Source organism: Methylomonas sp. MS20 (genome assembly GCF_050275925.1).
Lineage (GTDB): Bacteria > Pseudomonadota > Gammaproteobacteria > Methylococcales > Methylomonadaceae > Methylomonas > Methylomonas koyamae_A.
Genome location: NZ_CP189962.1, coordinates 1,113,489 through 1,136,680 on the forward strand (window position 1 = coordinate 1,113,489; position 23,192 = coordinate 1,136,680).

The 23,192-nt window shown below is 55.8% G+C and carries 25 protein-coding genes; 16 read left to right on the forward strand and 9 right to left on the reverse strand.

All coding sequences use genetic code 11. The features are described from left to right. Nucleotides 1-23 precede the first annotated feature (23 nt). Genes ACQE3D_RS04930 through truD form a run of 4 tightly spaced genes read left to right on the forward strand, consistent with a single transcriptional unit; the run spans nt 24 to nt 2,508 of the window. Nucleotides 24-293, forward strand: coding sequence for a septum formation initiator family protein (locus tag ACQE3D_RS04930; protein WP_064031043.1), 270 nt, complete (start codon nt 24-26; stop codon nt 291-293). A 3-nt stretch (nt 294-296) separates the two neighbouring features. Beyond that, nucleotides 297-992: a 2-C-methyl-D-erythritol 4-phosphate cytidylyltransferase gene (gene ispD, locus ACQE3D_RS04935; protein WP_313728845.1), complete on the forward strand. Its 696-nt coding sequence runs from the start codon at nt 297-299 to the stop codon at nt 990-992. Next, the gene (ispF, locus tag ACQE3D_RS04940) at nt 989-1,462 is read left to right on the forward strand and encodes a 2-C-methyl-D-erythritol 2,4-cyclodiphosphate synthase (protein WP_313728844.1); all 474 of its coding nucleotides are present in this window, start codon (nt 989-991) and stop codon (nt 1,460-1,462) included. The genes ispD and ispF overlap by 4 nt, the downstream gene beginning before the upstream one ends. Beyond that, nucleotides 1,459-2,508 carry a tRNA pseudouridine(13) synthase TruD gene (gene truD, locus ACQE3D_RS04945; RefSeq protein WP_313728843.1) on the forward strand — a complete coding sequence of 350 codons (1,050 nt, stop codon included), beginning with the start codon at nt 1,459-1,461 and terminating at the stop codon, nt 2,506-2,508. The genes ispF and truD overlap by 4 nt, the downstream gene beginning before the upstream one ends. Here the strand turns inward: truD and ACQE3D_RS04950 are convergent. Continuing rightward, nucleotides 2,505-3,308 carry a cytochrome C assembly family protein gene (locus ACQE3D_RS04950; protein WP_313728842.1) on the reverse strand — a complete coding sequence of 268 codons (804 nt, stop codon included), beginning with the start codon at nt 3,306-3,308 and terminating at the stop codon, nt 2,505-2,507. The genes truD and ACQE3D_RS04950 overlap by 4 nt on opposite strands. A 118-nt stretch (nt 3,309-3,426) precedes the next feature. On the opposite strand from ACQE3D_RS04950, the gene ffh reads away from it, so the two are divergent. From ffh to ACQE3D_RS04995, 9 genes are all read left to right on the forward strand, one after another. Then, nucleotides 3,427-4,782 (forward strand): signal recognition particle protein, encoded by a 1,356-nt coding sequence (gene ffh / locus ACQE3D_RS04955; RefSeq protein ID WP_064031048.1) that lies wholly within the window; start codon nt 3,427-3,429, stop codon nt 4,780-4,782. An 86-nt stretch (nt 4,783-4,868) separates the two neighbouring features. Beyond that, nucleotides 4,869-5,120, forward strand: coding sequence for a 30S ribosomal protein S16 (gene rpsP, locus ACQE3D_RS04960; RefSeq protein WP_064031049.1), 252 nt, complete (start codon nt 4,869-4,871; stop codon nt 5,118-5,120). A 6-nt stretch (nt 5,121-5,126) separates the two neighbouring features. Beyond that, on the forward strand, nt 5,127-5,636 hold the full coding sequence (gene rimM, locus ACQE3D_RS04965) for a ribosome maturation factor RimM (RefSeq protein WP_168031867.1): 510 nt from the start codon (nt 5,127-5,129) through the stop codon (nt 5,634-5,636). A 13-nt stretch (nt 5,637-5,649) separates the two neighbouring features. Then, entirely contained in the window at nt 5,650-6,393 is a 744-nt protein-coding gene (gene trmD / locus ACQE3D_RS04970) for a tRNA (guanosine(37)-N1)-methyltransferase TrmD (protein ID WP_071154801.1), read from the forward strand. Nucleotides 6,394-6,405: 12 nt separating this feature from the next. Continuing rightward, entirely contained in the window at nt 6,406-6,753 is a 348-nt protein-coding gene (rplS, locus tag ACQE3D_RS04975; protein ID WP_064031052.1) for a 50S ribosomal protein L19, read from the forward strand. Nucleotides 6,754-6,843: 90 nt separating this feature from the next. Continuing rightward, nucleotides 6,844-7,341: a methylated-DNA--[protein]-cysteine S-methyltransferase gene (locus ACQE3D_RS04980; protein WP_064031053.1), complete on the forward strand. Its 498-nt coding sequence runs from the start codon at nt 6,844-6,846 to the stop codon at nt 7,339-7,341. Nucleotides 7,342-7,349: 8 nt separating this feature from the next. Further along, the gene (gene xerD / locus ACQE3D_RS04985; RefSeq protein ID WP_313728841.1) at nt 7,350-8,234 is read left to right on the forward strand and encodes a site-specific tyrosine recombinase XerD; all 885 of its coding nucleotides are present in this window, start codon (nt 7,350-7,352) and stop codon (nt 8,232-8,234) included. A 2-nt stretch (nt 8,235-8,236) separates the two neighbouring features. Then, on the forward strand, nt 8,237-9,010 hold the full coding sequence (lpxA, locus tag ACQE3D_RS04990; RefSeq protein ID WP_064031055.1) for an acyl-ACP--UDP-N-acetylglucosamine O-acyltransferase: 774 nt from the start codon (nt 8,237-8,239) through the stop codon (nt 9,008-9,010). 94 nt (nt 9,011-9,104) lie between these two features. Continuing rightward, a complete protein-coding gene (locus ACQE3D_RS04995; protein ID WP_064031056.1) occupies nt 9,105-9,524 on the forward strand; it encodes a response regulator transcription factor in 420 nt (139 codons plus the stop codon). A 48-nt stretch (nt 9,525-9,572) separates the two neighbouring features. Here ACQE3D_RS04995 and ACQE3D_RS05000 read toward each other — a convergent pair whose 3' ends face one another. The 5 genes from ACQE3D_RS05000 to msrB all read right to left on the reverse strand — a co-directional run bounded on the left by ACQE3D_RS05000 (nt 9,573) and on the right by msrB (nt 16,419). Then, nucleotides 9,573-11,747 carry a TonB-dependent receptor plug domain-containing protein gene (locus tag ACQE3D_RS05000; protein ID WP_313728840.1) on the reverse strand — a complete coding sequence of 725 codons (2,175 nt, stop codon included), beginning with the start codon at nt 11,745-11,747 and terminating at the stop codon, nt 9,573-9,575. Further along, nucleotides 11,744-14,104, reverse strand: coding sequence for an EAL domain-containing protein (locus tag ACQE3D_RS05005; RefSeq protein WP_064031058.1), 2,361 nt, complete (start codon nt 14,102-14,104; stop codon nt 11,744-11,746). Before ACQE3D_RS05005 ends, ACQE3D_RS05000 begins: the two co-directional genes overlap by 4 nt. Further along, nucleotides 14,097-14,594 carry a YfiR family protein gene (locus ACQE3D_RS05010; RefSeq protein WP_231883738.1) on the reverse strand — a complete coding sequence of 166 codons (498 nt, stop codon included), beginning with the start codon at nt 14,592-14,594 and terminating at the stop codon, nt 14,097-14,099. Before ACQE3D_RS05010 ends, ACQE3D_RS05005 begins: the two co-directional genes overlap by 8 nt. Before the next feature lie 131 nt (nt 14,595-14,725). Continuing rightward, entirely contained in the window at nt 14,726-16,030 is a 1,305-nt protein-coding gene (locus ACQE3D_RS05015) for a M18 family aminopeptidase (RefSeq protein ID WP_313728839.1), read from the reverse strand. Next, nucleotides 16,027-16,419: a peptide-methionine (R)-S-oxide reductase MsrB gene (gene msrB, locus ACQE3D_RS05020; protein WP_064031061.1), complete on the reverse strand. Its 393-nt coding sequence runs from the start codon at nt 16,417-16,419 to the stop codon at nt 16,027-16,029. Before msrB ends, ACQE3D_RS05015 begins: the two co-directional genes overlap by 4 nt. Nucleotides 16,420-16,709: 290 nt before the next feature. Between msrB and ACQE3D_RS05025 the strand changes: the two genes are divergently transcribed. The 3 genes from ACQE3D_RS05025 to ACQE3D_RS05035 all read left to right on the forward strand — a co-directional run bounded on the left by ACQE3D_RS05025 (nt 16,710) and on the right by ACQE3D_RS05035 (nt 18,837). Further along, the gene (locus ACQE3D_RS05025) at nt 16,710-17,987 is read left to right on the forward strand and encodes an NAD(P)/FAD-dependent oxidoreductase (RefSeq protein ID WP_313728838.1); all 1,278 of its coding nucleotides are present in this window, start codon (nt 16,710-16,712) and stop codon (nt 17,985-17,987) included. A gap of 9 nt (nt 17,988-17,996) precedes the next feature. Then, a complete protein-coding gene (locus ACQE3D_RS05030) occupies nt 17,997-18,197 on the forward strand; it encodes a YgaP family membrane protein (RefSeq protein WP_064031063.1) in 201 nt (66 codons plus the stop codon). 172 nt (nt 18,198-18,369) lie between these two features. Next, nucleotides 18,370-18,837, forward strand: coding sequence for an Hsp20 family protein (locus ACQE3D_RS05035; protein ID WP_071154807.1), 468 nt, complete (start codon nt 18,370-18,372; stop codon nt 18,835-18,837). Between the two features lie 89 nt (nt 18,838-18,926). Here ACQE3D_RS05035 and ACQE3D_RS05040 read toward each other — a convergent pair whose 3' ends face one another. The 3 genes from ACQE3D_RS05040 to ACQE3D_RS05050 are packed head-to-tail and all read right to left on the reverse strand — an operon-like array spanning nt 18,927 to nt 23,072. Then, nucleotides 18,927-19,550 (reverse strand): inorganic pyrophosphatase, encoded by a 624-nt coding sequence (locus ACQE3D_RS05040; protein ID WP_313728837.1) that lies wholly within the window; start codon nt 19,548-19,550, stop codon nt 18,927-18,929. Further along, nucleotides 19,547-20,518 carry a transglutaminase family protein gene (locus ACQE3D_RS05045; RefSeq protein ID WP_313728836.1) on the reverse strand — a complete coding sequence of 324 codons (972 nt, stop codon included), beginning with the start codon at nt 20,516-20,518 and terminating at the stop codon, nt 19,547-19,549. Before ACQE3D_RS05045 ends, ACQE3D_RS05040 begins: the two co-directional genes overlap by 4 nt. Nucleotides 20,519-20,531: 13 nt before the next feature. Then, nucleotides 20,532-23,072 carry a circularly permuted type 2 ATP-grasp protein gene (locus ACQE3D_RS05050; protein WP_313728835.1) on the reverse strand — a complete coding sequence of 847 codons (2,541 nt, stop codon included), beginning with the start codon at nt 23,070-23,072 and terminating at the stop codon, nt 20,532-20,534. Between the last annotated feature and the right edge of the window lie 120 nt (nt 23,073-23,192).

Below are 23,192 nucleotides of genomic sequence, written 5' to 3' on the forward strand. Positions count from 1 at the left end.
CTCTTTTCTAAAGAGACACCGCCATCAAAACCCTGATCCTTGTCATCATCGCGTTGACGCTGCACTTCCAGTACCGGTTGTGGTTCGGCGACGCCAGTTTGTCGCAGATTCGCGAGTACCGCGCGCGGCTGGAGGAATTGACCAAGGATGCCCAAGAGAAAAAAGAGCGTAACGACTCGCTGTACGCCGAAGTGCTGGACCTGCGCAAAGGTCTGGAAACCATCGAAGAACGCGCCCGCTACGAGCTGGGCATGATCAAGGAAAACGAAACCTTCTTTCAAGTGCTTGAGTAGCGCATGAATCAAATTCTCAAATGCTGGGCAGTAGTCCCGGCAGCTGGCGTCGGCAAACGCATGCAAGCCGACCGCCCCAAACAATATCTGCCGCTGGCCGGCAAGACCGTCATCGAACACACGCTTTCTAGGCTTTTGGGCTCGGGAGCTTTCGTAAAAGTCGCCGTGGCGATTTCTGTCGAAGACCCGTACTGGCCGGAGCTGGACATTTCCAAACACCCCGACGTGATTACCGCGCCCGGCGGCAAGGAACGCGCCGACTCGGTGCTGTCGGCGCTGAAATCCCTACAAGGCTTGGCCGGCGAAGACGACTGGGTGCTGGTCCACGACGCCGCGCGGCCATGTCTGACCGCCGCCGACATTCATTTGCAAATCGACAGTCTGAAGGATGACGCCGTCGGCGGCATTCTAGCGCTGAGTTCGCACGATACGTTAAAGTATGTCGATAGCGATACCATCACCGCGACCATCGACCGCAAACACGTCTGGCGCGCCCTGACCCCGCAGATGTTCAAATACGGCATGCTGCGCGACGCCTTGCAGCAAACCGAAGGCAATCCAGCGGTGACAGACGAAGCCAGCGCGCTGGAAATCCTTGGTTTCAAGCCTAAGATCGTCGAAGGCCGCCCAGACAACATCAAAATCACCCGGCCCGACGATCTGGCGCTGGCGCAATTTTATATGGAGCAACAAACATGATTCGAGTCGGTCAAGGCTACGACGTCCACCGTTTCAACGACGGCGACCACATCATTTTGGGCGGTGTCACCATCCCCTACGAAAAAGGCCTGGAAGCTCATTCCGACGGCGACGTGGTGCTACACGCCTTGGCCGACGCCATCTTGGGCGCGGCGGCGCTCGGCGACATCGGCAAGCACTTCCCGGATACCGATCCCAATTTCAAAGGTGCCGACAGCCGGGTATTGCTGCGCCACGTGTACAGCATCGTCCAGGAGAAAGGCTACAAACTGGTTAACGCCGACGTCACCATCATCGCCCAGGCGCCGAAAATGCTGCCGCACGTGCCGGCGATGCGCGCCAACATCGCGGCCGACTTGGCGGTCGATGTCGATTTCATCAACGTCAAAGCCACCACCACCGAAAAACTCGGCTTCGAAGGCCGTAAGGAAGGCATTGCGGTGCAGGCTGTGGTGCTGATCGAAAAGTGAGCGAATTTCCGTTACCGGACTGGCCTCGCGCTTTCGGCGGCCCATCCGGCACTGGTGACATTAAAATCATCCCCGAGGATTTCTTTGTCGAAGAAATTCTCGGCTTCCAACCGGAAGGCAGTGGCGAGCACGTGTTTCTATTCGTCGAAAAAATCGGCGAAAACACCGAATATGTCGCCCGGCTGCTGGCCCGCCACGCCGGTGTTAGGCAGCGCGACATCGGTTACGCCGGCCTGAAAGACCGACACGGACGCACCCGGCAATGGTTCAGCGTTTGGTTGCCCGGCAAGGTGGAGCCTGATTGGAGAATGTTGCAGGGAGACCATCTGAAAATACTGGAAGCAGTTCGCCACCCACGCAAGTTAAAGCGAGGTGTGCTACAGGGCAATCGATTCGAGATTTTGATCCGTAACTGGCAAGGCGACCGCGAACGTTTGGATGCCCAGCTCGAGCAAGTCAAGCGCTTGGGATTTCCCAATTATTTCGGCGAACAACGTTTTGGTTTCCAAGGCCGCAATGTCGCGCGAGCGGCTGAAATGTTCGGCGGTGTCAGGGTGAAACCGGAACAGCGCTCGATTTACCTGTCGGCGGCGCGGTCTTATTTATTTAATCTGATTCTGGCCGAACGGGTGGCGACCGGTAGCTGGAGTACCGGCCTGACTGGCGAGGCTTTTATGCTGGCCGGCAGTCACAGCTATTTTGCCGCGGATGAAATCGATTCGGCGCTGGCGGCGCGACTGGCGGCCGGCGACATTCAGTGCAGCGGTGCGTTGTGGGGCAAGGGCGTTAGTGGGGCTCGCGCCGATGCGCTGGAACTAGAGCAACGAATTGTCGCGGCGCAGCCGATACTGGCGCAAGGTTTGATTTCGGCTGGCCTGACGCAGGATAGGCGAGCGCTCGTGGTTAGGCCGACCGATTTGGTGTGGGGCTTCGAGAGTGAAGCGGTTTTGCGCTTAGGTTTCGGTTTGCCGGCCGGCGCTTACGCGACGGCGCTGTTGCGGGAAATTGTCGCGCTTGACGAGTCGTTAGGCCTGGTCGCGACCTAGATTTTCTTCAGGATTAACTCCAACACCAGTTTGCTGCCGAAATAAGCCAGCAACAGCGACGTAAAGCCGATCAATGTCCATTGCACGGCGCTTTGTCCGCGCCAGCCGTAGCGCAAGCGGCCGAATAGCAGTGCGGAAAATATCAGCCAGGCGAGAATCGACAACACGGTTTTGTGCGCCAGATGCTGTGCAAACAAGTCGTCGATAAACAGAAAGCCGGTCAACAACGAAATGGTTAAAAACCCCAGGCCGGTAGCGATCATTTGGAACAAAAGCGCTTCCATGGCCTGCAACGGCGGTAGCGCTAACATAAATTGCTTCGGGTGATGATGGCGCAGTTGCTGTTCTTGAATCGCCAGTAGAATGGCTTGTACCGCGGCGATATTCAAAAGGCCAAAGGCTAAAATCGACGTCAAAATGTGGACGGTCAACTGCCAGTCGTGATGGGTGAGCGGATGGGGTCTACTTGGATAGGCTACGTCGCTAGCCAAAAGTAATGCCGCCACTGGGAATACCAATACGCCGAGTTTTGCCACCGGCTTATCGAGGGCGGCAAACAGTAGTAACCAGACAACGACCAACGCGGTTAGCGACGCGGTGTTGAAAAAACCGAACGAAAAGCCGTTCTGCTCGTGGATGTTTAGGAAGGTATAAGCGCTGTGCAGGCCGGCCGCGGCCCAAGCCAATTTGAGTGGAAGTGAGGACTGTCTTTGCGCGGCAAGGATTTCTCTAGCGATTCCCGCCCCCGCGAGCGCGTAGGTCAGAATCGATAAAATGCCGATGGCTGTGCTGAGGTACATGGCCGGAAGAATCGAAAGGCGTTGCGAAGCGCTTATGTTAAACTAAGCGGCCTGATTGTCGTAATTCGATTGTTACGGCGGATCATCACCAGGACTTCAGAACTATAAAGACGTAGCTATGTTTGACAATTTATCCGATCGCCTGAGCGGTGCGCTCAAAAAAATCAAGGGTCAGGGCCGCTTGACCGAGGCCAATATCCAGGACACCATGCGGGAAGTGCGAATGGCGTTGCTGGAGGCCGATGTCGCTCTGCCGGTCGTCAACGATTTTATCGAGCAGGTGACGGAACGCGCGCTGGGTCAAGAAGTTCAGACCAGTTTGACGCCGGGGCAAGCTCTGATCAAAGTGGTGCAGGGCGAATTGGTGCGAGTGATGGGCTCGGCCAACGAAGAGCTGAATCTGCGGACCAATCCCCCCGCGTTGATTTTGATGGCGGGCTTGCAAGGTGCGGGTAAGACGACGACGGTCGCCAAGCTTGGCCGGCATTTAAAGGAAAAGAAAAAGAAGCGGGTCGGGGTGGTCAGCGTGGACGTCTATCGTCCGGCGGCAATCAAGCAGTTGCAAACCCTGGCCGACGATCTTGGTCTGAAGTTCTTCGACAGCGAATCCACCGAGCAGCCTGTCGATATTGTTAATCGGGCTATCGATGCCGCCAAGCGCCAGTTTTTGGATGTGTTGATCGTCGACACTGCGGGCCGTCTTCACGTCGACGACGAGATGATGGCTGAAATCAAGGCTCTGCATGCCGCGATCAAGCCGATAGAGACACTGTTCGTCGTCGATAGCATGACCGGTCAGGATGCGGCCAATACCGCTAAGGCTTTTCATGATGCGTTACCGTTGACCGGCGTGATTTTGACCAAGGCCGACGGCGATGCCAGAGGCGGGGCGGCGCTGTCGATTCGGCATATTACCGGTAAGCCGATCAAGTTTATCGGTGTTGGCGAAAAATCCGATGCGTTGGAGCCGTTCTATCCGGATCGATTGGCCTCGCGTATCTTGGGTATGGGTGACGTGTTGTCGCTGATCGAGGACATCGAGCAGAACGTCGACAAGAAAAAAGCCGAGCAGCTCGCCAAGAAGTTGCAGAAGGGCAAAAGTTTTGATCTGGAAGATTTGCGCGAGCAGTTGACGCAAATGCAAAACATGGGCGGTATCGGCGCCATGATGGATAAGTTGCCCGGCATGGGCGCGGTGCCGAAAGAAGTTAAGGAAAAGGTCAACGACAAGGATTTGGTGCATCAAATCGCCGTGATCAATTCGATGACCAAGCAAGAGCGGCGCTTTCCCGATCTGATCAAGGGCAGTCGCAAGCAGCGCATCGCTGACGGTTGCGGTCTGGATTTGAATGCTGTCAATCGTGTGTTGAAGCAGCACAAGATGATGGAGAAAATGATGAAAAAGTTTAGCAAAGGCAACATTGTCAACATGATGCGGGGTCTGAAAAGCAATATGCGCGGCATGAAGATGTGATTTTTCAATTTTTTCTTTTCTTGCGCGGCAAATCGCGTAGAATAGGTAGATTAAATTTTTGACTCATTGTTATCTAGGGTGTGCAGATGGTAAGTATTCGTTTGTCCAGAGGCGGCGCTAAAAACCGTCCTTTCTATCATGTCGTCGTAACCGACAGCAGAAGTAGCCGCGACGGGCGCTACATCGAAAGGGTAGGTTTTTTTAATCCTCTGGCGAGAGGCGGCGAGCAGCGCTTGGTTTTGGATACCGAACGCGTTCAATATTGGACCGCTAACGGCGCTCAGCCTTCGGATCGAGTCGCCAAACTGATCAAGGACGCTAGCAAGGCTGTTGCCTAATCCCGCTTGTCTGCCGAAGAGTATTTGAGCGTCGGTCAAATTTCCGGCGTGTTTGGCATCAAAGGATGGGTAAAAGTTTTTTCTTATACCGATCCGCGAGAAAATATCTTGGCTTACTCGCCTTGGTGTCTTAGGAAGAACGATCAAATTCGCGAGTTTAAGGTCCTAGCCGGCAGGCGCCAAGGCGCTGCCGTTGTGGCCGAACTCGAAGATTTGGATGATCGCGACGCGGCGATGGCGTTGATGGGGTCGGATATCCTGATACGTAGACAACAGTTGCCCGAGCCGGCGGATGGCGAGTATTACTGGACCGACTTAATCGGTCTGAGGGTCGTTAATCAGGCCGCTATGGAGTTGGGGGTGGTCGATCATTTGTTGGAGACCGGCGCTAATGACGTTGTGGTGGTTTCGGATGGGCAACAAGAACGCTTGATCCCGTTTCTGATGGGGCAAACAATCCTCAAGGTCGATACCGAAAAAGGCTGCATTTTGGTCGATTGGGACGCCGATTTTTGACGGCTGTTGCGGTATGCGCTTCGATGTGATCAGCATTTTTCCGCGGATGGTCGCCGACGCTGCCGCATTTGGGGTTACCGGTCGGGCGATAGAACGCGGATTGGTTGATCTTGCTGTTTGGAATCCTCGAGATTTTACTCAAGACCGACATAAAACGGTCGACGACAGGCCTTACGGTGGCGGTCCGGGCATGGTAATGAAATACCAGCCTCTACGTGACGCGGTTGCCTCGGCAAAGCTAGCCGGTTGCGCCGGAGGTGGCACTAAAGTCGTGTATTTGAGCCCGCAGGGGCGAGTGATTTCGCAAAATTTGTTGCATGAGGCCAGTCGATTCGAACAGTTGATATTGGTGGCCGGACGCTATGAAGGTGTCGATGAGCGATTTGTCGTTCAAGAATGCGATGAAGAGTGGTCTATCGGCGACTATGTTATCAGTGGCGGAGAGCTTGCCGCGCTGATTGTTATTGATGCGGTGACCCGCTTGCTTCCCGGCGTATTGGGGGATGATGAGTCGGCAAAGCAAGATTCTCATGTGGATGGCTTGTTGGATTGCCCCCACTATACGAGGCCGGAGCATGGCGAGTTCGGTGATGTGCCGGATGTGTTGCTTGGCGGAAATCATGCGGCGATCAAGCGCTGGCGTTTGAAACAAGCGCTGGGCCGCACGTGGATGCGGCGTCCGGAGCTACTCCGGAGTTTGAACTTGACGGCAGAGCAGGAGGCTTTGTTGAGTGAATTTAGAAATGAAATTGTTTAATAGGGTGTGGTTATGAGTAAAATTATTGAAGAGTTGGAAGCGGCTCAGCTTAAACAAAACGTGCCAGAATTCGGCCCAGGCGACACTGTCGTGGTTCAGGTTCGGGTTGTGGACGGCGAGCGGGAAAGATTGCAGGCTTTCGAAGGTATAGTTATCGCCAAACGAAATCGCGGCATGAATTCAGCGTTCACCGTTAGAAAAATTTCCCACGGTGTCGGCGTCGAGCGAGTGTTCCAAACTCATAGCCCCGCCGTCAGCAGTATCGAAGTCAAACGCCGTGGGGATGTGCGTCGAGCCAAGCTGTATTATCTGCGCGACCTGACCGGTAAAGCCGCTCGTATTAAAGAACGACTGTCTTAATGGTGAGGCGGCGACTCGGCGTTAAGCAGAGTCATCAAAAAAGGCAGCCGATTCGCTGCCTTTTTTTTTGTCGGACATTGGGAGTCAACGATGACGTTACACATTCGTTGGGAGGCTGTCGCGGAGGGCGAAACCTGTGTCATCGCCGTGCCATTTTGCGAAGCTAATTTAATCGTCACGATGACTGGCGATGTCGTCGTCGATGCGTCTTGGCGGACTGAGTCGGTACGCGAGGCGGTTTCTTCGTTGGCAAAGCCTTTCGTAGCGTTTCTAACGGAGCCGGAGTTTGTCGAATTGAATGTGACCATGCTGGCGCGCGGTAGCGCACACCGTAACCGGGTTTGGCGAGCCTTGTTGGATATTCCGCCAGGTAAGACCAAAACGTACGCCGAACTTGCCGCGGAATTGGGTTCCGGGCCGAGAGCGGTTGCCGGCGCCTGCCGAGACAATCCGTATGCCGGTTTGATCCCCTGCCATCGTGTCGTTGCCAAATCCGGTTTGGGTGGATTCATGGGAGAGACTTCCGGTGATTATCTGGCGTTGAAAAGCCGCTTGCTAAACTACGAAGCATCCAGGATGCAGAAGTAACCGAGGCCATGAATTCCGCTCAAGTGGTCGAGGCGTTTTTGAACGCCCTGTGGTTGGAATTAGGTCTTAGCGACAATACGTTGGCGGCTTACGCTAGCGATCTAAAACAGTTTTCAAGGTGGCTCAAGGATAAACATTTGCTTGAGGTCGATCAGACCGACATTAAGGGGTTTTTGGCGGCGCGCCATGCACAAGGTACCGGCAATCGTTCGGCGGCCCGGTTGTTATCGTGTTTGCGGCGTTTTTATGGTTATTGGCTGCGCGAGCAACGGATCGAGCGCGATCCTACCCAACTGATCGATGCGCCGAAACTGGGGCGGCCATTGCCTGATACGCTGAGCGAGCGGGATGTGGAACGATTGATCGAGGCGCCGGAGATAGGCGAATTGTTGGGGTTTCGCGATCGGGCGATGTTGGAAGTTCTTTACGCGACCGGATTGCGCGTATCCGAGCTGGTCGAATTGACGTTCGCCCAGCTCAATTTGAGGCAGGGATGGGTGCGAGTGATGGGCAAGGGCGGCAAGGAACGACTAGTGCCGGTCGGTGAAGACGCGCTGGACTGGCTAGAGCGCTATTTCGCTGGTCCGCGTTTGGCCTTGTTGGCGGGTAGGCAAAGTGATTTTCTGTTCGTCACCAAGCGCGGCGAGGGCATGACTCGTCAGGCATTTTGGTATTTGATCAAGCGTTACGCTGCGGTAGCCGGCATCGATAAACCCCTGTCTCCGCATACGTTACGCCATGCGTTTGCTACCCATCTTCTTAATCACGGCGCGGATTTGCGGGCGGTACAAATGCTGCTTGGACACTCCGACTTATCGACTACTCAGATATACACTCACGTCGCTCAGCAAAGGCTGAAAGAATTACACACTCAACACCATCCGCGAGGCTAACCATGACCGCTCTGATTCATCCCACGGCTTTTGTTTCACCCGATGCCAGCTTATCCAAGGACGTTCGGGTTGGGCCGTTCGCGGTGATCGAAGCGGGGGCGGAGATCGGTGCCGGTTGCGAAGTCGGTGCGCACGCCGTGGTGCATGGTTGGGTCAAAATGGGTGCCAGGAATATCGTGCATCCTCAAGCGGTGCTGGGTGGTTTGCCTCAGGATCTCGGGTTTGATCCGGCGACGGCATCGTGGCTGGAAATCGGCGACGACAATGCGTTTCGCGAGGGATTTACCGCGCACAGAGCCACCAAACCGGGCGGAAGCACCAAGATCGGCTCCGGCTGTTATTTCATGAACAACAGTCATGTCGCGCACGATTGTTCGGTAGGCGACAAAACCATTTTCGCCAATAACGTGGCGATCGGCGGGCATGTCGATATCGGCAAGAATGTATTCATGGGTGGCGCCGTCGTGGTGCATCAGTTCTGCCGGGTCGGTGCTTACGCGATTGTTCAAGGTACAACGGGCATTAATATGGACGTGCTGCCTTTTATGCTAATCGGTGGCCGGCCGGCCAAACACTATCGCTTGAATTTGGTAGGCTTGCGCCGGGCGGGCATCGTCGGCGATCGGCTGAAATTATTGTCCGCGGCTTTCCGCTTGCTTCGGCATAAAAAATGCCTTGATGAATTGCAATCCAGCGAAGAGCTGCAATACTTAAAAGACTGGCTGGCTGCGGACTCCAAGCGCGGATTGCATGGATTTGTCGAGTTGGCTGACTGAGTTTTTTCCGTGACGGACACGCAATTTCGTATGGTGGGGGGCCGGCTAGCGGTAATCGAGCGGGCGTGTTCGCAATTTTAAGCATCCTTAGGTTATGAAAATCCACGTAGTCGATAATACCGGACAGATCCCGCCATTGTTGCTGATGTCCGAGGAAGACGTTTCGTTTTATAACGACGAAATACAGGCTTTGAATGCCGCCGAGGCCCAGCAGCCCAGCTTGATTTTACTGAGCTTCTCGTTGCGGGGCGATGAAACTCCGGACTATATCGGCTTGTTGTTGAATGCGAGTCCTGCCAGCAAGATCGTGGTGATCGGCGACGAGATCGGCGAGGACCGCATCTTGAATTGTCTGCTTGCCGGCAGTCGAGGCTACCAAAACAGCGGTCCGTTGAGTGGCTATCTGGCGAAAATGATTCAGGTTGTTGCCGACGGCGAGGCCTGGGTGAGCCGAAGAATGGTCGGTCGTTTGCTGGACGTCATCAGTCAGAATAATCTGGTGCTTAGCGTTTAATTGGTCGAATATTGGTTAGTGGCTGCAATCGGCGTGGCGGCTAGCGGTTTAAAAATGCAGAGCGGCTTCGAAGTAGAAGGTTTGGGCCGAAATCGGTAAGTTGTAGGGATAACTAGCGATGGCCGGTTCCTTGCCCTGACTGTCGAACAGGTTGCGTACCGACGCGGTCAAATCGAGCGATCCCATCAGTTTTTTGGCGTTTAACGTCAAGTCCACGGTTTGGTAGTCTTTTAACACCCGGTTATCTCCGATATCGCTAAGCCGATGCCCGACCCAATTGACTTGGGTCTGAATTTGCCATTTGGGATGAAAGTTCCAGGACAATGCGGTGTAAACATGGTGTTCTGGGACGTTGCTGACTCGCCGTTGGGTGGCTCGGTCGACCGAGTATTGCCAAGCGTAATTGCCACGCAAATTCCAGTCGTCGTAGAATTTCCAATCCCATTCGAATTCGCTGCCCAACCCATCTTGACCGGGATTGTTGACCTCGGACAGCGTGGCGCCCTGATTGGTTAATTTGCCGCCGATTAAGTCGTTGATTTCGTAGTAATAGACATTCAATGTGGTTCGCAGGCTCTTCCAGGGGCGGTAATCGAAAGCCAACTCGGTGGTTTCTATCGTCTCCGGACTCAACGAGGCATTGCCGACGAACAGCGGATTATTTTTCTGATATTGCTCGACGAAGCTAGGTGCGCGGTAGGCCTGACCGTACAACAATTTGCCGGTTAGATCGTCGTTAATATCCCAAACCAACGCGGCTCTTGGGTTCAAAGTACCGCCGAAATCCGAATATTCGTCGTAACGCAAGCCGGCCGTCAATTGCCAATTCTTGGAGATCTGCCATTCGTCCTGCAACGCGACCGACCAGATCGATCGATGGGTGTCGTTCATGAAGGCGTAGGGCGTGCCGGTGACGTCGGTCAGGTCGCCGTTGACGACTAATTGCTGGCCGTCGATGACGCCGATGCCGTAATTGCGCAGTTCGCTGACATTCAATTCCTCGTAACGGAAGCCGGTGATCAATCGGATCAGGTGGTTTTCGAACCCTTTGTAAATACTGGTCAGTTCGGTGCTCGGGACGGTATTTTTGATACCGGGGACGAAACGCATGCCATTTGGAAACGACACAAAGTTGACTAAGGTGGCGGGGTTGAGATTGCCGTTGGCATCCACGGCTAGGTTACCGTTCCCATCGATAGGTAAAACCGTGCCTACTGGAAAGTTACGGCTATTTCCGTTCAAATCGGTGTGCAGAAAACTGGTGTGAAATTGCAGTTCCCAATTTTCCAGGTCGTTCTCGGTCGAGTAACGGACGTCACCTAAATAATGGGCGCCGTCCAGCGTGCCGCTATTATCCAACGCGCCGCTGGCGCCGGCCGGGAAGCCAACGGACTGGTTGTAAGCCCAAAAGTTCAAATCCCAGTGTTGGCGCTGTAAATTCAGATGAGCGTTCCAGCGCTCGCCGGCAGTCTGCATGGCGCCGGGTGCCTGAGACGCGTGCGTGTTCAGCGCGTTATCCAATGCGGTTTGAGCATCGGCCGCCACGATACGATCCGGATTGATCCCGCTATGGCTATATTGCAGGCTACCGGCAACATCCCATTCGCCGTAATGGCCGCCGTGCTGCGCCCAGGTGCTGGTGCGGTCGGCGCTACCGCCGCGCGCGCCTAGCGTGGTACCGTTGAGGTCGCCGGCTTTTTTCGTGACGATATTGATGACGCCGGCGAAGGCGTCGGCGCCGTACAAGGCCGAGCCCGGCCCGCGAATGACTTCGACACGCTGAATGTTTTCGACCGGTACGATCATCCCCGCCATGTGCGAGCCCTGATAAGGAATCGAAAACCGGGTGCCGTTCAACATCAGCAAGACTTCCGAGTTGGTTTGATTACGCATGCCGCGCATCGTATAGGTGTAATCGTTGGTGACCGGTTGAATACTGACGTGCATGCCGGGCACGGTTTCCAGCACTTCGTGCAGCTCGGTGGCGCCCATCGCGCTGATTTGGTCGGCGGTAATCACAGTCGTGACCGCGGCGGATTGCGATACCGATTTGGCGGTCCCCGAGGCAATGCTGACCGAAATATTGGCCAGCTCGGCCGGTGACAGTTCGAGCAAGTCGGTCATGCTCTGGTCTTGACCCTGGGCTGGTTGACCGAGGCCGCATAGCAACACGGCCGGCACTACGCACCGTTTGCCGAAGACGTTGGGTTTGGGCTGACTCATAGTTCTTCCAAGGGTACCGGTTTAGCAATGCCGTAACCCTGGGCGTAATTGACGCCTAAGGTTTTCAACAACTCGAAAATATCGCGGTTTTCGACGAATTCGGCGATGGTTTTCTTGCTCATCACATGAGCGACTTCATTGATCGATTTGACCATGGTCAAATCGACCCGGTCTTCCAAAATATCCTTGACGAATAGGCCGTCGATTTTCAAAAAGTCCACAGGAAGGTTTTTTAGATATGCAAATGAAGACAAGCCGCTGCCGAAGTCGTCCAGCGAAAACAGGCAACCCTTGGTACGCAAGGAATTAATGAACTGGCGGGCGTAGGACAAATTGCTGATGGCGGCGGTTTCAGTAATTTCAAAGCATATCTTATGCGTCGGAATATGCCATTTTTGAAACTGCTCGTCGATAAAGGTCAGCATCGTTTCGTCGGACATCGACAGGCCGGACAGGTTGACCGAGCACATTTCCAGGCGTTCCAGCAGGTTCGGAGTGGTTGCCAAATGCTCGAACAAACGGGAAATGACCCATCGGTCCAACGGTGGAGCAATGTTGTAACGCTCGGCGGCCGGCAGGAACGCGCCGGGGGGAATGACTTTGCCCTGTTCGTCGATATAGCGGATCAGCGTTTCGAAATGCAGCCCTTCGTCGTTCGAGGCAATCGGCACGATTAACTGACCGTAAAGTTGGAAACGGTTTTGTTCTATCCCCATCCGGATTTTTTCGACCCATTGCATTTCGCCTTGTCGCAACGTCAATTCTTCGTCGTCGGGGCTGAAGACGTGGACGCGGTTCCGTCCTTTTTCCTTGGCGGCGTAGCAGGCGGCGTCGGCTTCCTTGAGTATGTCGACCGCATTGCCGCTGGTCAGATTGATCGGAGCGATACCGACGCTGACGCCGATATTAAAGCTACGATTTTCCCAGGCAAACTGAAAGTCGCAAATGATGTTGCGCAGTTTCTCGCAGGTCGAGAAGGCTTGCTCGACCGAACAATGCGACATCAAAATGCCGAACTCGTCGCCGCCCAGTCGAGCCAAAATGTCGGTCTTACGGACCTGGTGGCGCAGGACCTCGCCCAATTGGCGCAGCAGTTCGTCGCCCGCCAAATGACCGCAGGTATCGTTGACGATCTTGAATTGGTCCAAATCCAGGTAGCAGAGTACGTGCTCGCTCTCGTCGATTTCGGCTTGAGACACCAAACTCTGGATGTGAATATCGAATTGGCGCCGGTTGACCAGACCGGTCAGTTCGTCGTGGCTGGCCTGATAGGCGATTTTTTCCGACAGCCGGCGGGTTTCGGTGATGTCCTCGCAGACCAGTAACAAGCGCTGGAAGTTGGACTCGTCGGTGACCAGGCGCGCGGTTTCCCTGACCCAAATCACGTTGCCGTTGCGGCAAATTTTGCGGCTTTCCTGGCGATGAATCAGTTCCGGGTGGTGGCGGCAAGTCTCGAAAAACTGTTCGAAACCGGCGGCATCGTCCGGATGCGAGAAGTTGCTGATCGCGCAGCCTTGTAATTCTTCGACGCCCAAGCCCAATTGCTTCGCGCCGAAGCGGTTGACCGATACGATGCGGCCTTGCATGTCCAGATTGAAGACCATGGTCGGATTGTTGTCGTAGAGCGCCTGGTAATTGTTTTTGACCGCGATTAAGGCTTTGTTTTGGGTTTCTACGGTGTCGAGCATGTCGTTGAAGGCATCGACCAGAATGCCCATTTCGTCGCTGCTGTGCTTTTCGGCTCGTAGCGAATAATCGTGATCTTGGCTGACTCTCTGCGCGGTTTTGGCGAGCTGGGCGACCGGCAATGCGACTCGATTCAACAGTGGGACAGTCAGCAAAAAGGTGATGAACAACGCGACGAAGAGAACCGCAATAATCAAGCTGACGAATTTCAGTTCTCGCCAAATCGCCGCACTCAAGTCCGAGGCCAGATACACTGCCCCGATTTCTTCGCTGTCAACCACCATCGCCTGGTATACATACAGCATCAAATTGTCGTAATGGGTATGCAGACCGTAGGCAACGTCCGGGCAGGGTAGGGCCTGATTGTCCAGTGAGGTAAACAGATGACCTTTCTTGACGTAAACGCAAGCGCTACGCAAGTCCGGAAAACTGTTCAACGAAATCAGGTTTTCCTTGGCGACGCCGGCGTCGTCGAACATCACCGCGGCCACGCTGCGGTTGGCGATCAGACTGGCGACGGCCTGCAGATCGTCTTGAGCCTTGCGCTTGACGTCGGCGGCATTGATCGTGACGAGAATGACCAGTGCCAGCAACATCGAAAATAGGGCGGAGGTCACCGCGATTGTCAGCAGCTTCGTTTTAATGGAGAGGGCGGTAAACCATTTATTCACGGCCGCCTCCTTCCACCAACGTGGCGACTTCGATCAGTTTAGCGCTGATCGATAGTCCGCTTTGCTTCAAAGCCTTTAAGTTGATATGCAGGCGCACTTTTTCATCGTCGAGCACGAAACCTATCATGCCGCCGGATTCGGCGAAGAAGGGCTGGCTACTGACTGTCAGCGTTTTACCGAGGTTGCCGACTAGCAAGACGCCGGTCAGATTGATGTCGATGCGTTGTTCGGTCTTTTCGGCGTACAGAATCTGGCAATCCTGCGCCTGTTTTAGGGAATCGAGGTGGCGCAAACGGATAGGTTTGTCGGCGACCGTTTTGGTCTCCAGCGTGTCGAGCAGATTGCCGAACGGGTTGTCGCCAATCAAGCAAATGTTGAACGACGGCCCAGGGTTGTTTGGCCAAGTGATGAATTTGGTGAAATTGTAAAGGTAAGCGGCCTTGATTTTGTATTCCAGATTCGGTTCGTCGGCGTGCGCTGTACTTAACACCCAGCCACAGACGAGCGCTGATTTGGCGTAAAACGCTGCACGCTGCAATGCAACATTGCAGTGGGACGAAAAGATCGGAAACAAAATTATTCTCTACCGGGCAAGAGTACACGGCAAGAATAGTAGAAATACTAAGGGTTGCTGAAAAAAACCTCCAGTGCGCCGACCATGTAAGCGTGGTCGGCGACGCCGGCGCTTTCCCTGGCGCTGTGCATCGCCCACATCGGCGAGCCGACATCGACGCTACGTATACCCAGCTTGGCGGAGGTGATCGGACCTATCGTGCTGCCGCAGGGCAGATCGCCGCGATGCGCGTACTTTTGAAAGGGCACGCCGGCCTGTTGGCAGAACTGGGCGAAAATCGCCTCGGATACGCATTCGCTGGCGTAGCGGTGATTGACGTTGATCTTAATCACCGGTCCGTGATTGACCAGGATTTTATGGCCCGGCTCGTAGGCGGCCGGAAAATTGGGCTGGTAGGCGTGCGCCATGTCGGCGCTGACCAGAAAACTTTGAGCCAGCGCGCGCGGATAATTGTCTGGCCGATCGCCGCATGCCCCGGCAATTCGAGACAGAACGTCGGCCAGGAAGCTGCCGGCCGCGCCCTTGTTGCTTTCGCTGCCGACTTCTTCGTGGTCGAAAAAGGCGCATACCCGGGTAGCCGCCACGAGTTGTTCCCGGCAATTCAGCAAGGCGGTCAGGCCGGCGTGGCAGGACGCCAAATTGTCGAGTTGGCTGTCGGCGATGAATTGTCGATCCGCGCCCCAGAACGCACCTTTTTGGCTGTCGTGGACGTTGAGCTCCCAGCTTAAAATTTGGTCCTCCGTCAAGCCGGAAGCCGATTCCAGTAGGCCGTAAAACACGTCGTTTGCCGGGCTATCGCCCGGCAGATTGGCTAGCAGCAGCGGCAGCTCCGTTTGTTTATTCAGTTTGAGGCCATCCTCGTTGACGGCGCGGTTCATATGGATGGCCAGGTTCGGCAGACGCAACAGCGGCTCGGCAAATCGGACCAGCGTCGTGGTCACGCTACCATCGCCGTCGCGGTAAGCGATGCGTCCGGCCAGACTTAAATCGCGGTCGGCGAAAGTGGCTAAGATCGGCCCGCCATAAACTTCGACGGCAATGCGTACGAATCGATCGCTGTCGACGACCGGTCGTGGCTTTACCCGCAAACCCGGAGAATCGGTATGGGCGCCAAGGATCTTGAATCCGGCTTCGGCCGGCGCGGCGGCGCCGACGATGAACGCAACGATGGACGAAGCGTCTCGAATCACATAATATCGGCCGCCAAGGCTTAACGGCCAGACTGCGCTTTCCTCCAGTTTTTGGAAACCGCGCGACAGCAGGCGCTGTTCCATGGTGGCAGCCGCGTGCCAGGGGCTGGGGCTGGCGTCGATGAAATCCAGTAAATCTTGAGCGAGTTGCGGAGAGGTCATGACTTTTCTAGATCCAACGCAACCGAGTTGATGCAATAACGCTGACCGGTCGGTTGCGGACCGTCCGGGAAAACATGGCCGAGGTGGGCACCGCAGGAGCGACAGGTGACTTCGATGCGACGCATGCCGTGACTGGTATCGAGCGACTGCTCCAGACTTTCGCCGGCGATGGGAGCCCAGAAGCTGGGCCAGCCGCAGCCGGAGTGGAATTTTTGATCGGACGAAAACAAGGGTTCGCCGCAACACACGCAACGATAGACGCCAGCCTCCTCGCAATCGGTATACTTGCCGGTGAACGGCGGTTCGGTACCTTTTTCTCGGCAGACGTGGTATTGCTCGGGGCTGAGTTTTTCGCGCCAGATTTGTTCGCTATCGTCTTGGTCGGCCATATCGTTATTCCGGAAATTTGCTGGGATGTCGCATTGTACCCAGACTTGATCCAAGGCCAAAGTGTGTCGCGCCCACGAATACCCACCGCGAGTGCGCGAATGTAACAATCTTCTATAGTTACGGACAATTCGGGTGAGGTCCGGATTCGAGGAAGGGTAGATTTTGGTTGCGTATGTTAGAAAATTCTAATATTCTAGGTTTCGCACGGTCGGTGGCTTTTATAACACGATAAAGAATAACGATAGACTCGGCCGCGTATTCGTTTAGACATCAGCGAGAGGAGCATGTCATGGCAAGAATCGTAGTATTAGGCGCGGGCATCGGTGGCGTGCCGATGGCGTATGAAATGAAGGAAATCGTCGGCAAGGCTCACGAAGTGGTCGTGATATCCGACACCCCGACGTTCCACTTCGTCCCTTCGAACCCGTGGATACCGCCGAAATGGCGCAAGCCGGAAGATTTGAAAATCGAATTGGCGCCGGTGATGGCCAAGAAAGGCATCAACTTCATACAGAAGTCCGCCAGTAAAGTCGATCCGGCCAATAATAAAGTCGATCTGGCGGACGGCACGTCGGTGGAATACGACTTTTTGGTGATCGCCACCGGACCTCGTTTGGCCTTCGACGAAGTGCCCGGTTTGGGGCCGCACGGCGGGCATACCTCGTCGGTTTGCCACGTCGATCACGCCGCATTGGCCTCCGATGATTGGGACCGCTTCATGGACGACCCCGGCCCGATTGTCATCGGCGCGGTCCAGGGCGCATCCTGTTTCGGTCCCGCCTACGAATACCTGATGATTATCGAAACCGAATTGCGCAAACGCAAGATTCGCGACAAAGTACCGATGACCTTCGTGACTTCCGAACCCTACATCGGCCATTTGGGCTTGGGTGGCGTCGGCGATACCAAAGGGTTATTGGAAAGCGCTTTGCGCGATAAGACCATCAAATGGATCACCAACGCCAAGGTCGACAAAATTGAACAGGGCATGATGTATGTCACCGAAGTTGACGACGACGGCAACGAAAAGAAAAAGCACGAGGTGCCGTTCAAGCATTCGATGATGCTGCCGGCTTTCACCGGTGTCGACGCGGTACGCCACTGCGGCGCCGAAGGCCTGACCAACCCGCGCGGCTTTGTCATCGTCGATGAGTATCAACGTAACCCGACCTATAAAAATGTTTACTCGGTCGGCGTTTGCGTGGCCCTGCCGCCGGTTGAAAAAACCCCGGTGCCGACCGGGACCCCGAAAACCGGTTACATGATCGAATCGATGGTCACCGCGACCGCGCACAATATCCGTGACGAATTGGCCGGCAAACAGCCGACCGACAAACCGAGTTTGAGCGCGTTGTGTCTGGCGGACCTGGGCGATAGCGGCGTTGCCTTCTTGGCCGTACCGCAGATTCCACCGCGTAACACCACTTGGTCGGCTCATGGCAAGTGGGTGCATCTGGCGAAGATTGCGTTCGAAAAATACTTTATGCGCAAGGTTAGAAAAGGCATTAGCGAACCCTTCTACGAACGAATGATGTTGAAATTCATGGGTGTGGTGCGTTTGAAATAGGAGGTCCTTATGTCCATCGATCGCTGGGTGATGGCGTTTGCCGGTTCGTTCATCTTGTCGAGCCTGGCCTTGGCGCATTGGCATTCGCCGAATTGGTTATGGTTTACCGCCTTTGTCGGTGCGAACCTGCTGCAAGCCGCATTCACTGGTTTTTGTCCTCTGGCGATTATTTTGAGAAAGCTCGGCGTCAAGCCTGGCCGCGCATTTTAGTCGTTCCCTCTCGGTCGGGCCGCGCAGTCAAGGCGGCCTGACCTTTTTTTCGCTTGACGGATAGTCAATCGCCTATTTTAGGACTTGAAATTTTGCAAAGTGCTCCTAAATCCAAGTCGGACGAACCGTTAGCCGGTTCGGTAACCGTGATCTTGAAATTTAGGAGGATGGAATGATGCGAGTCGAATACACCCCAATATATCGTCCTAACCTGGCTTCCGGCCAATGGGCCGCTATGCTGGACGGGATTTTGCAAACCGATCGGGCCAACTACGATTACCCACCTTACGACATTGAACTCGTCGAGGATAAACAGTACGCGATCAGTTTAGCGGTAGCTGGTTTCTCCCCGGAACAACTCACTATCGAAACCGAAAACAAGGTGTTGACCGTTAAGGGCGAAAAACCACGGGCGGGCGATAAACGGCATTTTTTGCACCAAGGCATTGTCAGTCGTAATTTTGAGCGACGCTTCAATTTGGCCGAACACATTGAAGTGGCGGGCGCCCATTACCGCGACGGCATTCTGACCGTGCGCTTGACTAAGCGAGTGCCGGAAGCGATGAAGCCGCGCCGCATCGAAATCGATAGCGCCGGTCAAGTTTTAAGCCACGACGCGGCTGAAGTTAGCGTGGTTTGAGTTCCGCGGATCGAAGCGGTTTTTCCTGAATGAAGGTCGCCGGGTCTTACCGGCGGCCTTTGCACGGATAAAACGGCGAGCGGGTTGCACTAGCCGTCGTCTTGGCAGCCGAAATGGTATTGGTAGTCGGCCATCGACCGTTTAATCACTTCGTGCGCTTCCTGTCTACCGTAGACGTGAGTAATTTCGCAAACGCTTTTCTCGCTGGGTAGGTGTTTGTAAGTCAAAAAGTAGTGTTTCAGACGGTTGATGTAGGATTCCGGACAATCGGAAACGTCGCGCCATTGCCGGTAAAACTCGTCGCCCTTCATCACCGCGATGATCTTGTCGTCGGCCTCGCCACCGTCCAACAGGCGGAAACCGCCGATCGGTATTGCTTGCAGCAAGATGTCGCCGTGCGTCACGCTACGTTCGCTGAGTACGCAAATATCCAACGGGTCGCCGTCGCCCTTGCTGACCGGCCGGCCGGATTGCACGGCTGCATATTCGGCGATTTTTTCAGCGCAATAGGTGCGCGGGATAAAGCCGTACAGGGTCGGAATCATATTGGAAAATTTCTGAGGTCGGTCGATTTTCAGATAGCCGCTGTGTTTGTCGATCTCATATTTGACGGTATCGGACGGCACGATTTCGATAAATGCGGTGACGATGTCCGGAGCGCTATCGCCGGGAGCGATGCCGTGCCAGGGATGAGCTTTGTGTAGGATATTCATGGAATCGGAGGAGTTGGATTCAAAGGGGTTATTTTAGCCGGGTTATCGGCGGCGGCGCTTGTCGGGTTGCCGCGAATGCCGACTGCGTCAGGTTCGAGATTTTCTACGGAGACGGAGACTGTCAATTCGTGATTCTGGCCGCCGAAAATCACGCCCTTCAGCGGTGCGACGTCGCCGTAGTCGCGGCCCCAGGCCACGGTAATATGGCGGTCGCCGGGCAGTTGATTGTTGGTGGGGTCGAAATCCAGCCAGCCCAGTTCCGGCAGAAACACCGAAAACCACGCGTGCGAGGCGTCGGCGCCGATCAATTTTTCGACGCCCGGCGGCGGTAGGGTTTCGATATAGCCGCTGACATACCGGGCCGCCAAGCCTTGCGAGCGGATGCAACCAATCGCCAGGTGGGCGAAATCTTGACAGACTCCGCGCCGATGCTCGAGCACTTCGCTCAGTGGGGTCGCCAGATTGCTGAAATGCGGATCGAAAGTAAAGTCGCGGAAGATACGCTGCATCAAATCGTGAACCGCTTCGATCAACGGTCGGCCGGGCGTGAAAGACGCGCCGGCATACTCGGCTAGGTCCGCCGAGGGCGGGATATAGGGCGACGTCAGAGAGAATTGGCGGGCCTCCTGCATCGCTTCGCCGGTATCGGCGGACAGTGCCGCCTTGACGCTTTCCCAATCGGCCGATTCGCACCAGTCCAACTGGGCCGGCGCCGGGGAGACGACAATATCGCTAATGGCGGTGACCGCGAATTCCCGATGGGGTTCTCGGATTGAAAACCAGGTGACCCTGTTGCCGAAAAAATCGCTGCGCAGTCGGTAATCGCTGGGCTTGGGGCTGATTTCCAGCGTCGAGGCCAGCAGTTGTTGGTGCGGGCACGCGCGGGGCTGCATCCTGACTTCGTTGTAAGACAGGGCTACCATGTCGCGATAACGGTAACGGGTGGTATGGGTAACGCGGTAGCGCATGCGGCCTCCTGCCTCAAGACAGCGATTGCGGCGTGTCGCCGTGACGGAAATAGCCGGCGGTCAGCGTATCCGATAACGCCGCCAGCAACGCATAAATCCGGCTGAGTTGTTGATCCAGGGTCTCCCGCACGCCGGATTTCTCGACGACCAGCCAAGTGTCGATGTCGGTCAGATTCAGTATGCAGTTGGCTTCCAGCATCAAGCGCTGCGCTGGGCCGAGCCGGCCGGTTTCGGTTTCCCTCGGCAACTTGTCGGCATGCTCCTGCAAGCGGGCGATTTGATACGCCAGCGAACGCGGATTGTTGGGGTCCAGTACCAGCAGCTCCAAAAACGACGCCAATTCCGGGTTGCTGCGGTAGTGTTGCCGATAACAGATCAAGTTGTCGCTACACTCCAGCAAGGTCTCGATCAGTCTGGTTTCCGCGCCTTCCGGCAGCGGCTCGGCAAATCCGGTCCGCAACACCGAAATCAATTGCAGACCCCGCTCCAGGCGACGGCCGATGTCCAAAAACAACCAACCGTTGCCTCGCGTCATGCTTTCCATCACCAAACCGCTGAATGCGGACAGCGACGTGACCAGTTGATCCAGGTGCTCTTGCATCGTCCACAAACCGGTTTTACCGGCGCGTTTGGTGTCGGCGATTTGCTCGCCAATTTCGTCGATAACCCGCCAAGTATCGGACGACCATAAATCCCGCACCGCGTAGCCGGCTTGTTGCAAGCCCCGCACCGAATTGGGCAGGCTGCCGGGTCGGGTATCGTCCTGCATCAAGGCCAGCAGTTCCGGCTCAGGCGCGCGCAGGAGCTTGTCGTCCGCTTTCTTGCCGAAGAAGCCGGGATAACTACCGGTCAGACTCGTGACGCAGTGCAGCAGGCGATGCAGGCTGGGCGGATAGTCGGGATGGTCGCTGTCCGGGTTAATCACCAACCGCTTCAACGTCGCCCGCAACAGACGCACGCAGCCTTCGGCGCGTTCCGCATTGCGGCCCACCCAAAAAATATTGTCGGCGGCTCGGCTCGGCAAGGCATTGCGCAATCCGGGAGGTCCGCCGGCGCTGGCCGGGCCGGCGCTGGCCGGCGGGGATTGCGGTTCGGTGGCTATGACCCAAGTATCCTTGCTGATGCTGCCGAGTTGATTGGTAATGTAAACGTCGCCATAGTTGGGCGCGCTACGGGTCAGGCCTCCGGGCATCAGTGCGTAGCCGCCGGCCCTGGCCACCGCGAAACAACGCAGCAAGGCCTGGCGCGGTTCGAAGCCTTCGCCGACCATCGACGGCACGGTCGAGAAACTTTCGTATTCCTGGGCGACGTAAAAGGCGGGGCGGGCTCGGATACGCTCGCGCCAGACCTCCAGCTGCGACTTGCTGAGCTGGTGGCCGAACACCGCGTGTTCGCCGGGTTGCCGGTAAATCGGTTTGATGACCAGACGTTTCAGATTGGCGAGGACATAGGACAATTCGCCGGCCTGACCGCACCACCAGGTGGCGATCGAATTCAGCTTTAACGGTTGGCCGAGAAAGTGTTGTGCGATACCGGGCAGGAAGGCCAACAGACCGGGGTTTTCCAGAATCCCGCTGCCGAGCGGATTGGCGATCGCGACATTGCCGCGTCTGGCCGCTTCCAAAAGGCCGGGCACGCCCAGGCGCGAATCTTCGCGCAGTTCCAGCGGGTCGCAATAATTGTCGTCTACCCGGCGCAGAATCACGTCGACCCGTTGCAAACCGGTGAGCGATTTTAGCCAGACATAACCGTCGCGGACGGTCAGGTCGTCGCCTTGCACCAGTGGGTAGCCCAGGTAGGACGCCAGGTAGGCGTGTTCGAAAAAAGTTTCGTTGAGCGGGCCGGGGGTCAGTACCACCACCATCGGCGTGTGGGCGGTTTGCGGAGCGATCGCGTTCAGGCCGGCCCGTAGCGCCTGAAAGAATCGGGCCAGTCGGTGGACCTGAGCATCTCGAAACAGGCTCGGCAATACCCGCGACATCGCCAAACGGTTTTCCAATGCGTAACCGGCGCCCGACGGCGCTTGGGTGCGGTCGCCCAGTACCCACATCTTGTTGTCGGGGCCGCGCGCCAAATCGGCGGCATACAATACCAATTGTTGCTCGCCCGGCAAGCGCACTTGATCGCAAGCGCGCAGGAAGCCGCCGTGGTTGTATATCAGCTCCAGCGGCAACAGGTTCTTTTTGATCAGCGTGCGCGGGCCGTACAAGTCGGCCAATACCAGATTCAGCAATTCGGCGCGTTGCAACAGGCCGGCTTCGATATCGAACCACTCGTTGCCGGAAACGACGAAGGGTACCGGGTCGAGCTGCCAAGGTCGGTTCAGGCCGTCCGGATCGCCGTAGACGTTATAGGTGACACCGTTCTCACGCAACAGCCGTAGCGCTTCGCGATACCGGTGAGCCAGTTCCTCGGGTCCCAACTGTTGCAGAGCCTCCATCAAATGCCGCCAATGCGGCCGGACGCGACCGGATTTGTCGAGCATTTCGTCGTAGACGCTGGGGTTCAGACGATAGCCGGGGGATAACGCTTCTTCTAGCAATAACTGGCTCATGGGCTTAGTTTGCCGGTTTAAGTCGTTTGGCGCAATTTGCGGTGGGAAGCCGAGCGATTTTTGCTGGGTCGGGGTGAGCGCGGAGTCAATGGCGGTCCTGAGTTGACGAACGATAAGCTA

Coding starts and splice junctions, on each gene's coding strand:
- ispD (WP_313728845.1), top strand. CDS start 297: ATGAATCAAATTCTCAAATGCTGGGCAGTAGTCCCGGCAGCTGGCGTC.
- ispF (WP_313728844.1), top strand. CDS start 989: ATGATTCGAGTCGGTCAAGGCTACGACGTCCACCGTTTCAACGACGGC.
- ACQE3D_RS04950 (WP_313728842.1), bottom strand. CDS start 3,308: ATGTACCTCAGCACAGCCATCGGCATTTTATCGATTCTGACCTACGCG.
- ffh (WP_064031048.1), top strand. CDS start 3,427: ATGTTTGACAATTTATCCGATCGCCTGAGCGGTGCGCTCAAAAAAATC.
- rpsP (WP_064031049.1), top strand. CDS start 4,869: ATGGTAAGTATTCGTTTGTCCAGAGGCGGCGCTAAAAACCGTCCTTTC.
- trmD (WP_071154801.1), top strand. CDS start 5,650: ATGCGCTTCGATGTGATCAGCATTTTTCCGCGGATGGTCGCCGACGCT.
- rplS (WP_064031052.1), top strand. CDS start 6,406: ATGAGTAAAATTATTGAAGAGTTGGAAGCGGCTCAGCTTAAACAAAAC.
- ACQE3D_RS04980 (WP_064031053.1), top strand. CDS start 6,844: ATGACGTTACACATTCGTTGGGAGGCTGTCGCGGAGGGCGAAACCTGT.
- xerD (WP_313728841.1), top strand. CDS start 7,350: ATGAATTCCGCTCAAGTGGTCGAGGCGTTTTTGAACGCCCTGTGGTTG.
- lpxA (WP_064031055.1), top strand. CDS start 8,237: ATGACCGCTCTGATTCATCCCACGGCTTTTGTTTCACCCGATGCCAGC.
- ACQE3D_RS04995 (WP_064031056.1), top strand. CDS start 9,105: ATGAAAATCCACGTAGTCGATAATACCGGACAGATCCCGCCATTGTTG.
- ACQE3D_RS05000 (WP_313728840.1), bottom strand. CDS start 11,747: ATGAGTCAGCCCAAACCCAACGTCTTCGGCAAACGGTGCGTAGTGCCG.
- ACQE3D_RS05015 (WP_313728839.1), bottom strand. CDS start 16,030: ATGACCTCTCCGCAACTCGCTCAAGATTTACTGGATTTCATCGACGCC.
- msrB (WP_064031061.1), bottom strand. CDS start 16,419: ATGGCCGACCAAGACGATAGCGAACAAATCTGGCGCGAAAAACTCAGC.
- ACQE3D_RS05025 (WP_313728838.1), top strand. CDS start 16,710: ATGGCAAGAATCGTAGTATTAGGCGCGGGCATCGGTGGCGTGCCGATG.
- ACQE3D_RS05030 (WP_064031063.1), top strand. CDS start 17,997: ATGTCCATCGATCGCTGGGTGATGGCGTTTGCCGGTTCGTTCATCTTG.
- ACQE3D_RS05035 (WP_071154807.1), top strand. CDS start 18,370: ATGATGCGAGTCGAATACACCCCAATATATCGTCCTAACCTGGCTTCC.
- ACQE3D_RS05040 (WP_313728837.1), bottom strand. CDS start 19,550: ATGAATATCCTACACAAAGCTCATCCCTGGCACGGCATCGCTCCCGGC.
- ACQE3D_RS05045 (WP_313728836.1), bottom strand. CDS start 20,518: ATGCGCTACCGCGTTACCCATACCACCCGTTACCGTTATCGCGACATG.
- ACQE3D_RS05050 (WP_313728835.1), bottom strand. CDS start 23,072: ATGAGCCAGTTATTGCTAGAAGAAGCGTTATCCCCCGGCTATCGTCTG.